This is a genomic window from Mycobacterium sp. 1274761.0 (assembly GCF_001668615.1).
Lineage (GTDB): Bacteria > Actinomycetota > Actinomycetes > Mycobacteriales > Mycobacteriaceae > Mycobacterium.
In genome coordinates this window covers 27,341-40,776 of the sequence record NZ_LZMC01000020.1, presented here as the reverse complement: position 1 = coordinate 40,776, position 13,436 = coordinate 27,341, and the positions used below count along the sequence as shown (strand labels likewise).

The 13,436-nt window shown below is 66.6% G+C and carries 13 protein-coding genes; 10 read left to right on the top strand and 3 right to left on the bottom strand.

Annotation, left to right across the window (positions count from 1 at the left end; all coding sequences use genetic code 11):
- Positions 1-3: 3 nt before the first annotated feature.
- Positions 4-1,170, bottom strand: a complete 1,167-nt coding sequence (locus A5651_RS03345; RefSeq protein ID WP_066975627.1) for a zinc-dependent alcohol dehydrogenase — start codon at positions 1,168-1,170, stop codon at positions 4-6.
- A 14-nt stretch (positions 1,171-1,184) separates the two neighbouring features.
- Positions 1,185-1,706, bottom strand: a complete 522-nt coding sequence (locus A5651_RS03340; protein WP_066975551.1) for a hypothetical protein — start codon at positions 1,704-1,706, stop codon at positions 1,185-1,187.
- Positions 1,707-1,830: 124 nt separating this feature from the next.
- On the opposite strand from A5651_RS03340, the gene A5651_RS03335 reads away from it, so the two are divergent.
- From A5651_RS03335 to A5651_RS03300, 8 genes are read left to right on the top strand one after another with little or no spacing between them, the layout of a single operon-like run.
- A complete protein-coding gene (locus tag A5651_RS03335; protein ID WP_066975549.1) occupies positions 1,831-2,967 on the top strand; it encodes an acyl-CoA dehydrogenase family protein in 1,137 nt (378 codons plus the stop codon).
- Positions 2,968-2,971: 4 nt separating this feature from the next.
- Complete coding sequence (locus A5651_RS03330; RefSeq protein WP_066975547.1) at positions 2,972-3,931, top strand: acyl-CoA dehydrogenase family protein; 960 nt, start codon at positions 2,972-2,974, stop codon at positions 3,929-3,931.
- Entirely contained in the window at positions 3,928-4,428 is a 501-nt protein-coding gene (locus A5651_RS03325) for a MaoC family dehydratase N-terminal domain-containing protein (RefSeq protein WP_231988537.1), read from the top strand. The genes A5651_RS03330 and A5651_RS03325 overlap by 4 nt, the downstream gene beginning before the upstream one ends.
- A 32-nt stretch (positions 4,429-4,460) precedes the next feature.
- A complete protein-coding gene (locus A5651_RS03320; RefSeq protein ID WP_066975625.1) occupies positions 4,461-4,955 on the top strand; it encodes a MaoC/PaaZ C-terminal domain-containing protein in 495 nt (164 codons plus the stop codon).
- Positions 4,952-6,157: a thiolase family protein gene (locus A5651_RS03315; RefSeq protein ID WP_066975543.1), complete on the top strand. Its 1,206-nt coding sequence runs from the start codon at positions 4,952-4,954 to the stop codon at positions 6,155-6,157. Before A5651_RS03320 ends, A5651_RS03315 begins: the two co-directional genes overlap by 4 nt.
- On the top strand, positions 6,154-6,558 hold the full coding sequence (locus A5651_RS03310; protein ID WP_066975541.1) for a Zn-ribbon domain-containing OB-fold protein: 405 nt from the start codon (positions 6,154-6,156) through the stop codon (positions 6,556-6,558). Before A5651_RS03315 ends, A5651_RS03310 begins: the two co-directional genes overlap by 4 nt.
- On the top strand, positions 6,551-8,125 hold the full coding sequence (gene fadD1, locus A5651_RS03305) for a fatty-acid--CoA ligase FadD1 (protein WP_066975539.1): 1,575 nt from the start codon (positions 6,551-6,553) through the stop codon (positions 8,123-8,125). The genes A5651_RS03310 and fadD1 overlap by 8 nt, the downstream gene beginning before the upstream one ends.
- On the top strand, positions 8,122-9,468 hold the full coding sequence (locus A5651_RS03300) for a lipase family protein (protein ID WP_066975623.1): 1,347 nt from the start codon (positions 8,122-8,124) through the stop codon (positions 9,466-9,468). Before fadD1 ends, A5651_RS03300 begins: the two co-directional genes overlap by 4 nt.
- Here the strand turns inward: A5651_RS03300 and A5651_RS03295 are convergent.
- Positions 9,440-10,678: a cytochrome P450 gene (locus A5651_RS03295; protein WP_066975537.1), complete on the bottom strand. Its 1,239-nt coding sequence runs from the start codon at positions 10,676-10,678 to the stop codon at positions 9,440-9,442. The two genes, A5651_RS03300 and A5651_RS03295, sit on opposite strands and share 29 nt — an antisense overlap.
- A 76-nt stretch (positions 10,679-10,754) precedes the next feature.
- On the opposite strand from A5651_RS03295, the gene A5651_RS03290 reads away from it, so the two are divergent.
- The gene (locus tag A5651_RS03290) at positions 10,755-11,696 is read left to right on the top strand and encodes an alpha/beta hydrolase (protein ID WP_066975532.1); all 942 of its coding nucleotides are present in this window, start codon (positions 10,755-10,757) and stop codon (positions 11,694-11,696) included.
- The gene (locus tag A5651_RS03285; RefSeq protein ID WP_066975530.1) at positions 11,693-13,288 is read left to right on the top strand and encodes an NAD(P)/FAD-dependent oxidoreductase; all 1,596 of its coding nucleotides are present in this window, start codon (positions 11,693-11,695) and stop codon (positions 13,286-13,288) included. The genes A5651_RS03290 and A5651_RS03285 overlap by 4 nt, the downstream gene beginning before the upstream one ends.
- The last annotated feature ends 148 nt before the right edge of the window (positions 13,289-13,436 follow it).

Below are 13,436 nucleotides of genomic sequence, written 5' to 3'. Positions count from 1 at the left end.
TCGCTAAGGCCGCAACGCTACCCGGATGCAGCCGTCGGTCTTGTTCTTGAACATGTCATAGGCGCGCACGCCGTCCTCGAGTGACATGTCGTGGGTGATGAGGATCGACGGGTCGAGGTCGCCCTGTTGCACGTAGTCGAAGAACTGAGGGATATAACGCTGCCCATGCTGTTGCGCCGAACGCAGCGTCAGTCCCTTGTTCATGATCGCGCCCATGGGGAACTTGTCGGTCACGCCGAACACGCCGAGTACCGACACGACTCCGCCCTTGCGGCAGGCCAGGATCGCCTCCCGTAGGCTGGCTGCACGGTCGGTCTCCATGCGCAGGGCTTGCTTGGCGCGGTCGTACGCGTGCTGGATGCCGGTGCTGTGTGCCTCCATGCCGACCGCCTCGATGACGGCGTCGGGGCCGCGGCCACCGGTTTCCTCCCGCAGGACCTCCTGCACGCTGTCGACTTCCTCGTAATTGATCGTTTGAGCGCCGAGTTGTGCTGCGACCGCGAGGCGTTCGGGTAGGCGGTCGATCGAGAACACCTTGCCTGCGCCGTTGAGCAGTGCGCTGCGCGCCGCCATCAGGCCGACGCCGCCCGCACCCCAGACCGCGACGACGTCTCCGCCGGCGATACCGCAGAAGTCTGCGCCCATGTAGCCGGTCGGCACTGCGTCGGACATGAACAGCGCTTGCTCGTCGGTGACGTAATCCGGTACGGCAAAACAGTTCACATCGCCGAACGGCACGCGAACGTATTTGGCGTGCGAGCCGGCGTAGCCACCGAACTCGTGTGTATAGCCATAGATGCCGGCCGTCGGCGAACCCAGCAGCGGGGCCTGCAGTTCTGGGTTCGGGTTGGTGGTGTCACACAGCGAGTACAGGTCGTGATCGCAGTACCAGCATTGATTGCACGCGATGAACGACGGCACGACCACTCGTGTGCCGACCTTGATCTGGTTCACCTCGCGGCCGACTTCGATGACTTCACCCATGAACTCGTGGCCGAAGACGTCGCCTTCGCGCATTCCGGGGATGTACCCGTCGATGAAGTGCAAGTCCGATCCGCAGGTGGTGGTCAGCTTCACCTCGACGATGACGTCGCGCGGGTTGAGAATCGCCGGATCGTCAACGGTTTCGACAGACAGGTCGTTGACGCCGTTCCATACCAGTGCTCTCATGAATCTTCCTTCGCTCAGCGGTCCGAGCCGCGCGCGCTCGGGTTCCATTTGATCGTCGGCACCTCACCGGTCATCAGCAGTGCCCGTGCCCGATAGAGCGCCTTGAAGGTCAAGGCGCCGGTGAGGGCACCGGGTGCAGGGCTGGTGACCCTGGCGATCACCTCGGTGCCGCGGTCCTGCGGCGCGTCACGTAGGTCCATGACGATGCCCGCGCTCCTGTCGGGATTGACGTCGACGAAGCGCAGTTGGGTGTCGCCTTCGGTGGCGACGACGCATTCCCATGCTGGGCCGTCACTTCCGTCGAACCGGAACGTCCAGCGCAGCCTTTCGGGGCCGCTCTCGTGGACGTCGGCCACGTCACCGAAGACCTGGGTAAGAAAGTCGGCGTTGCGAAGCTTGTCAATAACTTCGTGCCTCGGCCTGCCGATCGTGACCGCCTGCACCCCGCCCTGGGTGGACGCAGCCTCGGTCACCTTGTCGGTGACCTTCTCGACGATCTGCTTGACCTGCGCCTTGGCGGTGTCGACGACGTTCATTTCGCTGCTCCTCGGGTAGCGTTCGGACGCGGTTACCCGTCGCGGGCCGCCCGAAACGTCGAGGCTGCTGATCTCCTGAACCGTTCGCCCGCCGGGTAGACAACTTCTCGTTAGTGTCGCCTTCGTGGACTTCGAGCTCGACGACGCCCAGCGCGCATGGGTCGCCGAAGTGCGGCAGTTCCTCGCCGAGAACGTCACGCCGGCGCTGCGGGCAGAGATGGCCGAGCACGGTCTGGAGTACCAGGGCGGCGAGCTGACGGCCTTCCGCCGCAAGATCGGCGAGAAGGGCTGGTTCGGGCTGAACTGGCCGACCGAGTACGGTGGCCTCGGCCTGACGGCCATGCACCAGCACCTGCTGATGACCGAGTTCGAATACGCCGGCGTGCCGGGACCCGATCTCACGGTCACCTCGATCGCGCCGATGATCATGCGACACGGCACCGAGCAGAACAAGCGCGACTTTCTGCCGGGCATCGCGCGCGGCGAGATCATCTTCGCGCTCGGCTACAGCGAGCCCAATGCGGGCACCGACCTCGCCAGCCTGCGCACCCGCGCGGTCCGCGACGGCTCAGGAGATGGGGAGTGGGTGATCAACGGGTCCAAGATCTGGAACAGCGGCGCCCAACGCTCGAGCCACGAATGGCTGTGCGTGCGAACCGATCCCGATGCCCCACGCCACCGCGGCATCTCGGTCATCGCGGTGCCGGTCGACACCCCGGGCGTGGAGATCCGTCCGCTGTACGCATGGTCGGGCTACCGCACGAACGAGACGTTCTTCAACGACGTCCGCGTACCGGTGACGAATCTGATCGGCGAACTCAACGCCGGCTGGACCTACATCACCGGCGCGCTGGACCTCGAGCGCGGCGCGCTGACCAACGTAGGCGACCTGCGTCGCGCGCTCGACGACCTGATCGCCATGGCGGGCGAGCCGGATCCGGTGTTTCGGCGCCGCCTCGCTCAAGCCGAGGCCGACGTCGAGGTCGCCCGGCTGATGTGTCTGGAAGCCGCGTCGATCCTGGACAGTGGCCGAATCCCGACCGTCGAGGTCAGCGTCGAGAAGATCTTCACATCCGAATTGCGCCAGCGCATCGCCGATCTCGCGATCGACGTGCTGGGACCAGACGGGCTCCGCGTCGGCAACTTCTTCGAGCGGCTCTACCGCGTGTCGCCGCTGATGCGCTTCGGCGGCGGCACCAACGAAGTCCTGCGCGACGTGATCGCGCAGCGCGGTTACAAGATGCCCTCCTACGGTCGGTGACGGCATGCGAGTGATCCCCTCTCAGGACGAGCGCGACCTGGCCGCGATGTGTCGGAGCGTGCTGGCCGCCGAACTCGAGCCGGGCGCGCAGTGGAAGGCGCTGGCCGACGCGGGGGTGCTCAGCCTGGCAGTCGACGGCACGCTCAGCGACATCGGGGTCTTTTGCGTCGAGGCGGGACGCGCGTTGTGCCCCAGGGTGGTTCAGAGCACGCTGTATGCGTCGTTGGCGTTGAGCTGGTTCGGCGTCGGGTCGCAGTGGTTGCCGCGACTTGCCTCGGGTGAGGCGCGCGGAACTGTCGCTGTGTTCGACCCCCGCGACGCCGCGGCGCACCGACCGGTCAGCGGGGTCGCGGAGTTCGTCGTCGATGCGGATGTCGCCGACGTGATCGTTGTGGCCACCGACGGTGGCGTCGTCGCCGTCGACATGTCCGCTGTCACCGTCGAGCCGATTACGGCCATGGGCGGTTTCCCGGCATATACGGTCTCCTTCGACGAGAGGGTGCTGGCTGAGCCTGCTCCCGTAAACGGCGACCAGCTGCGGCGGCTGGCGAATGCTGTTGTGGCACTGGACTGTCTGGACCTCGTCGGCGTCGGCGAGGCGGTGATCGACCGGACGGTCGACTACACGCAGATGCGGGAGCAGTTCGGCAGGCCGATCGCGTCGTTTCAGGCCGCCCAGCATATCGTCGCCGATATGCACATCGCGTTGACGGCGGCGCGGCTCGCCGCGCAGTCGGCGGTGTTTCAGATCGGCCGCGGACAGGTCGCCACCCGCGAGACCGCGATCGCCCGCATCCGCGCCGCCGAGGTCAAGAAGATCACGTTGGATGCGCACCAGTTGCACGGCGGCATGGGCTACGTCGTCGACACCGGCCTCCACCGGTTCTCCGAACGCGCCCGCATCCTGTCGACGCTCGGCGGTGGCGCGGACATCGCCGCGACATGGCTCGAAGGAGTCCGGTGACCGACAGCCTTATCGATGAGGAATCAGCCGCCAAGATCGGCCAAGTCGTGGCCGTTGCCACGGGTGAGGTGTACCGGCGCGACTGGCAGCGCTGGGCGGCCGCGGTCGGTGACCACAACCCACTGTGGTTCGACGCGGACTATGCGCGAAAGCACGGCTACCGCGACATCGTGTGCCCACCGCTGTACCTGCAGTACGCGATCCTCGGCGTCGCGGCGCTCGGTGAGCTACGGCCCGACGGGTCGTCGGGCGCGGTGACGGGCAGCATGGCGTTCCCCCGCGCCCCGCGGCGGATGGCGGGCGGCGAATCCACGACGTTTCATGCGCCCGCCTATCACGGCGATGAAGTCGAGATGACACGCATCGTCGAGTCGATTCTCGAAAAGGAGGGCAGGTCAGGCAAATTCGTGCTGGTCACATGGCGGGCTGAATACCGCAATCAGCACCGCGAGCTGCTGGCCGAAGCCACCACATCGATGATCGCGCGGCCTGCATGAGCTCACCAATGCCCGCGAGCAGACGTGAACGCATGCAAAACGCCGAGAAAACGGGTGCGTTTGCGTCTGTTCGCGGGAGAAGGCAACCGTACTTCGAGGACGTCGCCGCCGGTGATGCGATTCCCACGCTGACCGTCACCGTCGATGAGATGCAGATGTTCTTCTTCAGCGCCGCCACTTACAACGGGCATCGCATCCACTACGACAAGGAGTGGGCACGCGATCGCGAGGGCTACGACAATGTGCTCGTGCAGGGGCCGCTGCAGGCGGCGCTGCTGTCGCGGGCGCTGACCGACTGGGTCGGCGGCGACGGGCGGCTGGTCGCGTTCTCGGTGCAGAACCGTGCAATCGCCTATCCCGGACAGGAATTGACGTTCGGCGGCTCTGTCACAGGCAAACATGACGCGCACGCGAGGAGCACAAAAGGCCTGGGCCTTGTCGATCTCGACATCTACTGCAAACGCGGTGACGACGTGCTGATGCCGGGTACCGCGACCGTCGCCCTGCCGCACCGGAGCAGTCAGTGACGGGCCTGCGGGGCGAGGCCGCCATCGTCGGCATCGCCGAATTGCCCGCCGAGAAGAAGCAGACGGCGCCGCCGTCGTTCACGCTCGACCAGTATGCCCGGCTGGCGAAAATGGTGATCGACGACGCCGGCGTGGATCCCGCTGTGGTCAACGGGCTTTCGACCCACGGCATCGCCGAGTCGGACATGTTCGCGCCGGCGACCCTGTCGGAATACCTCGGGCTGCCGCTGGACTTCGGCGACCGTGTCGACCTCGGCGGCGCCACTGCGGCCGGTATGGTGTGGCGGGCCGCCGCGGCCGTCGAGCTCGGCCAGTGCGAGGCGGTGCTCGTCGTCATGCCCGGATCGACCGAGATCCCGCGCTCGGAGTCCAAGCCCGGGCGGACACTGCGCTGGTACGGCGCGTCGAGCAACAACTACGGATCTCCGCAGGCCGAGTTCGAGATCCCCTACGGCAACGTCGGGCAGAACGGCCCGTACGCCCAGATCGCCCAACGCTACGCCTACGAATTCGGTTACGACGCAGCGGCTCTCGCCCGCATCGCTGTGGACCAGCGGACGAATGCGTGCGCTCACCTCGGAGCGGTGTTCCACGGCAAGCCGATCACCGTCGACGACGTGCTGAACAGTCCGGTCATCGCCGACCCGATCCACATGCTCGAGACCGTGATGCGGGTGCAGGGCGGTGCGGGTGTGCTGATCGCCAACGCCGACGTCGCGCGCAAGGCGCGTCATCGCCCGGTATGGGTCAAGGGTTTCGGCGAGCACATCCGTTTCAAAACCCCTACCTACGCCGATGACCTCATCCGCACTCCCATCGCCCGGGCGGCCGAGCGGGCCTTTGCGATGGCGGGCCTGCAGCGGTCCGACATCGACATGGCTTCGATCTACGACTGCTACACCATCACGGTCCTCATGACACTGGAGGACGCCGGCTTCTGCGGCAAGGGCGAGGGCATGAAGTGGCTGACCGAGCACGACCTGACCTTCCGCGGCGACTTTCCGCTCAACACCGCCGGCGGCCAGCTGTCGTACGGGCAGGCCGGGATTGCCGGGGGCATGCACCACGTCGTCGACGGCGCCCGGCAAGTGATGGGCCGCGCCGGGGAGGCGCAGGTCGCCGACTGCAACACGGCCTTCGTCACCGGCAACGGCGGCATCATGAGCGAGCAGGTCGCGTTGATCCTGGGCGGCGACCGATGACGGTGCCGCTGCCCGAGCCGACGCCCGTCTCGCAACCGTTCTGGGATGCGTTGCGCGAGCATCGAATACTGATCCAGTACTCGCCGTCGACGGGCCGCTTCGTGTTCTACCCCCGCACGTTCGCACCGGGCACGCTGGCCGATGACCTCGAGTGGCGGGAGATCGACGGCAACGGCTCGCTGTACACCTATACGGTCGCGCGCAGGCCGACCGGTCCGCCGTGGACCGAGAAGCTGCCGCAGCTGCTCGCCGTCGTCGAGTGGGACGCCGGCCCGCGGGTGAGCACCGAACTCGTCGACGTCGCGCCCGAGGACATCCATATCGGGATGCGCGTGACACCGGTGTTCTGCGATGAAGGCGGGGTCACGCTGCTGAAGTATCGGCCAGGCGACAATGTTTGAGACTGTGCAGCAACTGCTGCGTGCACGGATGGGCGCCGACGAGATCGCGATGGTCTACGGCGACCGCACGTGGACATGGCGTGAGCACCTGGCCGAGGCGGCGGCGGAGGCGTCGGTGCTCATCAAACGCGCCGACCCGTTGCGGCCCCTGCACGTCGGCGCGCTGCTCGGCAACACGCCCGAGATGCTGCGGTCCATGGCCGCCGCCGCGCTCGGCGGGTATGTGCTGTGCGGGATCAACACCACGCGCCGCGGTGACGGCTTGGCCGCCGACATCCTGCGCTCGGACTGTCAACTCGTGCTGGTCGACACCGAGCACCTGCCGCTGCTCGACGGACTCGACCTGGGCGGCGCAGCCGTCATCGACGTCGACGGAACCGACTACCGCACCGCGACCGAGTCCGCGGGCCCGCTTGTGCCGCACCGCGAAGCCGAGGGCATGGATCCCGTCGTCATGCTGTTCACGTCGGGCACCAGTGGCGACCCGAAGGCCGTGCGGTTCGCCCACGCGATGGCGGTGATGTGCGGCGCCAGCCTGGCCGAACGTTTCGGGCTCACCTCCGACGATGTCTGCTACCTGTCGATGCCGCTGTTTCATTCCAACGGAGTGGCGGCGGGCTGGGCGGTGGCGCTGGCATGCGGCGCGACGATGGTGCCTGCGAAGTTCTCGCCGTCGCGGTTTCTGCCCGATATCCGCCGTTACGGCGCCACCTACATGAACTACGTGGGGAAACCGCTGGCGCTGGTGCTGGGCACACCCGAGAAACCCGACGACGCCGACAACCCGCTACGGGCAGCGTTCGGCAACGAGGCCACCGAGCGCGACACCGAGGAGTTCGCGCGGCGCTTCGGCTGCCAGGTGGTGGACAGCTTCGGCTCGAGTGAATTCGCGGTCGTCGTCATGCGTGAGGACGGCTGCCCGCCGGGGTCGATCGGCAAGGGGTATCCGGGTGTCAGCGTGTACCACGCCGACACCGTGACCGAATGTGCGCCAGCGGTTTTTGACGAGCACGGGGCGCTGGTCAACTTCGACGAGGCAGTCGGCGAGCTGGTCAACACCTACGGCGTCGGCGGATTCACGGGCTACTACAACGACGAAGCGGCCACCGCGGAGCGGATGCGGCACGGCATGTACTGGTCGGGCGATCTGGCCTACCGCGATGCGGACGGCTGGATCTACCTGGCCGGCCGCACCGCCGACTGGATGCGGGTCGACGGTGAGAACCTCGCGGCGGGGCCGATCGAGCGGATTCTGCAGCGGCTGCCCGAGGTCAACCACGTCGCGGTCTACGCCGTGCCCGACGAGCACGTCGGCGACCAGGTGATGGCCGCCATCGTCCTCAACGACGGAGCGGCGTTGTCGCCCCGGCAGCTCGGGGAATTCTTGGCGTCGCAGCCTGATCTGTCGCCGAAGGCGTGGCCGCGGTACGTGCGCATCAACGACGCACTACCTCAGACCGCGACCAGAAAGATCCTGAAGCGGGCATTGATCGCCGACGGCGTGACGGCCGGCGACGGCGTGCTGTGGAGGCGGGAGGCGCGCGGACGGGCATACTCGGCGCAATGACCGTGCCACCGCCAGCCGAGGGCTTCTACCCGCTGCCGAGCGCGCTGCCCGTCCAGGTCATCCCGGCGCGAGCGTCCGTGCCGCAGCCGCAGGACGACCCGTTCTACACCTACTCGGGCAGCACGCCGCTCGAGCAGATCCCGCCGGGCACCGTGCTGGCCAACCGCAGCGTGCCCTACCACATCCTGGGTCTGCCGACGCCGTTGAAGACCACGCAGTTGCTCTACCGGTCGACGAGTCAGACCGGCAAACCGACTGTCAACGTCACATCGGTGATTCAGCCTCTGCGCCAACCCGATACGGCGAAAATCCTGTCCTACCAATCCGCTTACGACTCCCTGAACCGAAGCGATCAGCCGTCGTATGCGATCAACGGCGGCCTGACGCTCGGCGGCCTGGTGCCCAGCGTCGAGCTAGCGGTGTTCGGGCTCTTTCTCGCTCTAGGGTTCACGGTGATCGTGCCCGACACCGAAGGCCAGCGCGCAGCCTTCGCCGCTGGTCCGGAATACGGGATGAACACCCTCGATTCGATCCGCGCCGCATTCAACGCGTCGGCGGTGGAAACGGCGGCCGATGCGAACGTCGCGCTGCTCGGCTATTCCGGCGGCGCGATCGCCAGCGGATGGGCCGCCGAACTCGCGCCGGCGTATGCCCCCGATGTCAACCAGCGCCTGATCGGTGCGGCGATCGGCGGCGTGCTGGTGCATCCCGCGCACAACCTGCACTACGTCGAGGGCACCCCCATCTGGGCGGGCGTGATGCCGATGGCGCTGATCGGAATCGCGCGTGCGTTCGAGGTGGACTTCACGCCGTACCTCACGCCACGCGGCCGGCAGTTGTATGCCGCCATACAGAACTCGTCGATCGTGCATGTGCTGGGCCAGCCACGGTACCGGCGGTTGACGTGGCGCGACCTGGTGATACCGGCCTTCCCGACACCGGAGAGCCTGCCCATATTCGTAATGCTGGCCAACCAGCTCATCATGGGGAGCCGCGGAACGCCGACGATTCCGCTGTTCATCGGCCAGGGCGCCAACGGCTTTCCCGAAGGCACGCCGGGGAACAAGCCCGGCATCGGCCGCGGCGACGGTGTGATGATCGCCGGCGACGTCCGCACGCTGGCCCGCGGCTACTGTGCCCGCGGCGGCGTCGTGCAATACGAGCAGTACGACATTCTCAGCCACACCTCGGCGCTCGGCCCGTGGCTGATGCAGGCCATCGACTGGATCAACGACCGCTTCGCCGGGCGGCCCGCGCCGAACAATTGCGCGTCGATCCCCGTGGGCAACCCACAGGACCCGCTGCCGGCGGAATCTACCGGTATTCGACCTGCCAGTGCTTGATGCCGTTGATGAAGCTCGATCGCAGCCGCTGCGGCTCGGACACCGGCTTCAGGTCGGGAATGTGGTCGGCGATCGCGTTGAACATCAAGTCGATCGTCATCCGCGCCAGGTTCGCGCCGACGCAGTAGTGCGCACCCGTACCGCCAAAACCCAGGTGCGGGTTAGGATCTCGCCGAATATCGAACATGTACGGATCCTCAAAAACGTCTTCGTCGAAGTTCGCCGACCGGTAGAACAGCACCAGCCGCTGGCCCTTCTTGATCGGCATCCCGCCGACTTCGGTATCGGCCAACGCCGTGCGCTGAAACGCCGTGATCGGTGACGCCCACCGGATGATTTCGTCGGCGGCGGTCTTCGGCCGCCGCTCTTTGAACAGCTCCCATTGGTCGGGAAACTCAGTGAACGCCATCATGCCCTGGGTGATCGAGTTGCGGGTCGTCTCATTACCCGCCACCGTCAGCGTCACCACGAACATCCCGAACTCCGCCTCGGTCAGCTGACCGTCGGCCTCCGAGTCCACCAGCGTGCTGACGATGTCTTGGTCTTTGGAACTGGGTTCCTCCTTCTTGCGTGCCGCCAAATCGATGGCGTAGCAGATCAATTGACCCGTCGAGGCCAGCGAGTCGTATTCCGCGAACTCCGGGTCGTCACCGCCGATCATCTGATTCGTCCAGTCGAACAGCTTCTCGCGGTCCTCCAACGGAACGCCGAGCAGTCCGGCGATCGCCTGCAACGGCAGCTCGCGGGCAACCTGCAACACGAAGTCACCCGACGACTGTGCGGCGGCCTCGGCGGCGATGCGCTGGGCGCGTTCGTTCAACTCGGATCGCAGACGCTCGACGGCCCGCGGCGTGAACCCCCGCGAGACGATCTTGCGCAGCCGCGCATGCTCAGGGTCGTCCATCATCAGCATGGACAGTTTCGAGGCCTTGACCTGTCCTTGGACATCCACGCCCGGATTGAAATGAGGGACGACGGTCTTCGCCGCCGCGGAGAACACGTCGCTGCGCAGCGACACCTCGCGGACGTCGCGGTGCTTGCTCACCACCCAATACCCGCCGTCGCCGAACCCGCCGACATCGGGCGGCTGCGCATTCCACCAGATGGGGGCGGCGCGGCGCACCTCGGCGAACTCCTCCATCGGTAACCGGTTGGCGTAGATGTCGGGATCGGTGAAGTCGAATCCGGAAGGCAAGTTCGGGGCGGCCATAAGGACTCCTTCGGGACGGGCGCCGACGTCCAGATTAGGGACCGCGCGCCGACGGCGACGCATTAATGTGCAATTCATGGACGACGGCGTGCGGGAGTTCATGCGTGCGATGGACGACGGCATGCCGCGGTACGAAGCGATGACGCCGCAGGAAGCGCGGGCGTTGAACATCAGCCGGCGCCCTCCGGTCGACAATGTCGACGACGTCGCGCGCGCCGACGACCGCGTGTTGCCCGGTCCGGACGGCGACGTGCCGGTACGCATCTACCGGCCGCACGGGTCCGAGGAAAAACGGCCCGCGGTGGTGTTCGCCCACGGCGGCGGGTTCGTGTTCTGCGACCTCGATTCGCACGATGGGTTCTGCCGGGCGATGGCGCGCTATACCCAGACGATCGTCGTTTCGGTGGATTACCGGCTTGCTCCGGAGCACCGCGCGCCCGCGGCAGCCGAGGACGTGTACGCGGCGTGGTGCTGGGTGACTCGCCACGCCGACGAATTGGGTGTCGACCCGTCGCGCGGGCTGATCGCCGGCGACAGCGCCGGGGGCAACTTGGTGGCGGCTTCTGCGCTGATGTGCCGCGAGCGCAACGTGCGGATGCCTGCGGGCCAGGTGCTGATCTACCCGGCGATCGAGCCTTTCTTCGACACCGAGAGCTATCGCAAGTATTCGATCGGCTACGTCAACACCCGCGATGCGATGCAGTACTACTGGCGACAGTACCTCAACGACAAGATGCCCTCGCCTGAGTATCTGGCGGCACCGGCGCGGGCCGAATCGCATGAGGGCCTGCCGCCCGCGATCGTGGTCACCGCCGGGTTTGACGTGTTGTACAGCGAGGGCGTGGCCTATGCACAGCGGCTCCGAAAGGCGAACGTTCCTGTGGTGCACCGGGATTACCCGGGACTGTTTCACGGGTTCCTGACCATGATGGCATTCTGCGCGGGTGCGTCGGCGCGGGAACTGTTATGGGCCGACATGCGACGGCTGCTGGCGGTGTCGGCGGGAGTCGCGGCATGAGCACCGACGCAATCGTGATCGGCGCCGGGTTCGCCGGACTCTACGCGGTACACCGCTGCGTATCACAGGGTTTGACGGTGCTGGGCATCGAAGCGGCTCAGAGCGTGGGCGGCACCTGGTACTGGAACCGGTATCCGGGTGCCCGCTGCGACGTCGAAAGCGTGGACTACTCTTACTCTTTCGACGAAGAACTGCAACGCGAATGGACGTGGACCGAGCGGTTCGCGGCCCAGCCCGAAATCCTGGCCTACCTCGACCACGTCGCCGATCGGTACGACCTGCGGCGGCACTATGTGTTCGACACCATGGTCGTCGGCGCGCAGTTCGACGAGACGGTGGGCGAGTGGGTGGTGCACACCTCGACCGGTGAGATTCGGCGCGCACGGTTCCTGCTGTGCGCGACGGGCTGCCTGTCGGCGGTGAACCGGCCCGACATCCCCGGCCTCGACGACTTCGCGGGCGAGGTGTACTACACGGCCGCCTGGCCACGCGAGGATCCGCCGTTGCGCGGCAGGAAAATTGGCGTCATCGGCACCGGCTCCTCGGGTATCCAGGTGACGCCGATCCTCGCGGAGCAGGCCGAGTCGCTGGTGGTTTTCCAACGCTCGCCGAACTACACGATCCCGATGCCGAACTACCCGTGGACCGACGAGGACATCGAGCGCATCCGCGCAGAGTATCCGGAGCGCCGGCGGCGGTCGGCGTACGCTCCAGCGGGCACACCGCACCTCGCCTACCACAAGAACGCACTCGACGCCGAGCCCGAGGAACGCCTCGAGGCGATGTGGAACCGCTGGCGCGACGGTGGAGTGTTGTTCAGCAAGACGTTTCCCGACCAGACGTCGGTGCTGGCGGCCAACGACATTGCGCGGCGGTTCGCCGAAGACCGCATCCGGGATATCGTCGTCGATCCCGCGGTCGCCGCGGATCTGATCCCCACCGACCACCCGATCGGCACGAAGCGCATCTGCACCGACGCGGGTTATTACGCGACGTTCAACCGCGACAACGTGCGCCTGGTGAACCTGCGCCGCGAGCCGATCGACGCGATCACCTGCGACGGGGTGCGCACGAGCGCGGGGTCCTACGAATGCGACGTCCTCGTGTTCGCGACCGGTTTCGATGCGTTGACGGGTGCGCTGATGCGGATCGACCCGGTGGGCCCGGCCGGTGATCGGCTGTCGCAGATGTGGGCGGACGGCCCGGTGACCTTTCTCGGCATGATGATGCCGCGGCTGCCGAACCTGTTCAGTTTCAGCGGTGCGGGCAGCCCGTCGGTTCTGGCCAACATGGTGCTGCACGCCGAGGTGCAAGTCGACTGGGCCGTCGACCTGATGATCGCCGCGCGTCGGCAAGGCATCATCGAGGTTGAACCGCGCCGCGACGCCGCCCAAGCCTGGACCGCCCACGTCGCGGAAGCCGCCGACCGGACGTTGTTTCCCCAGGCGCAGTCGTCGTGGTATCTGGGATCCAACATCGACGGCAAGAAACGGGTGTTCATGCCCTACATCGGCGGGTTCGGCAACTACCGGCGGTCGCTGGATGACGTTGCACAGCAAGGATATCCGGGATTGGTGCAGACGACGCGCTAAGCGTATCGGGATACGTGCCGCACGCCTGTCAACGCGGGTGTAGGATCGGTGCAGGCCGCTTCGCCAGCATTCTCACGTGAATCGATCAGCGCGTTCTGCCACGCTGTTGGCTTTCGGCCCGACCCCCGGACAACCGTGGGTATGCGCA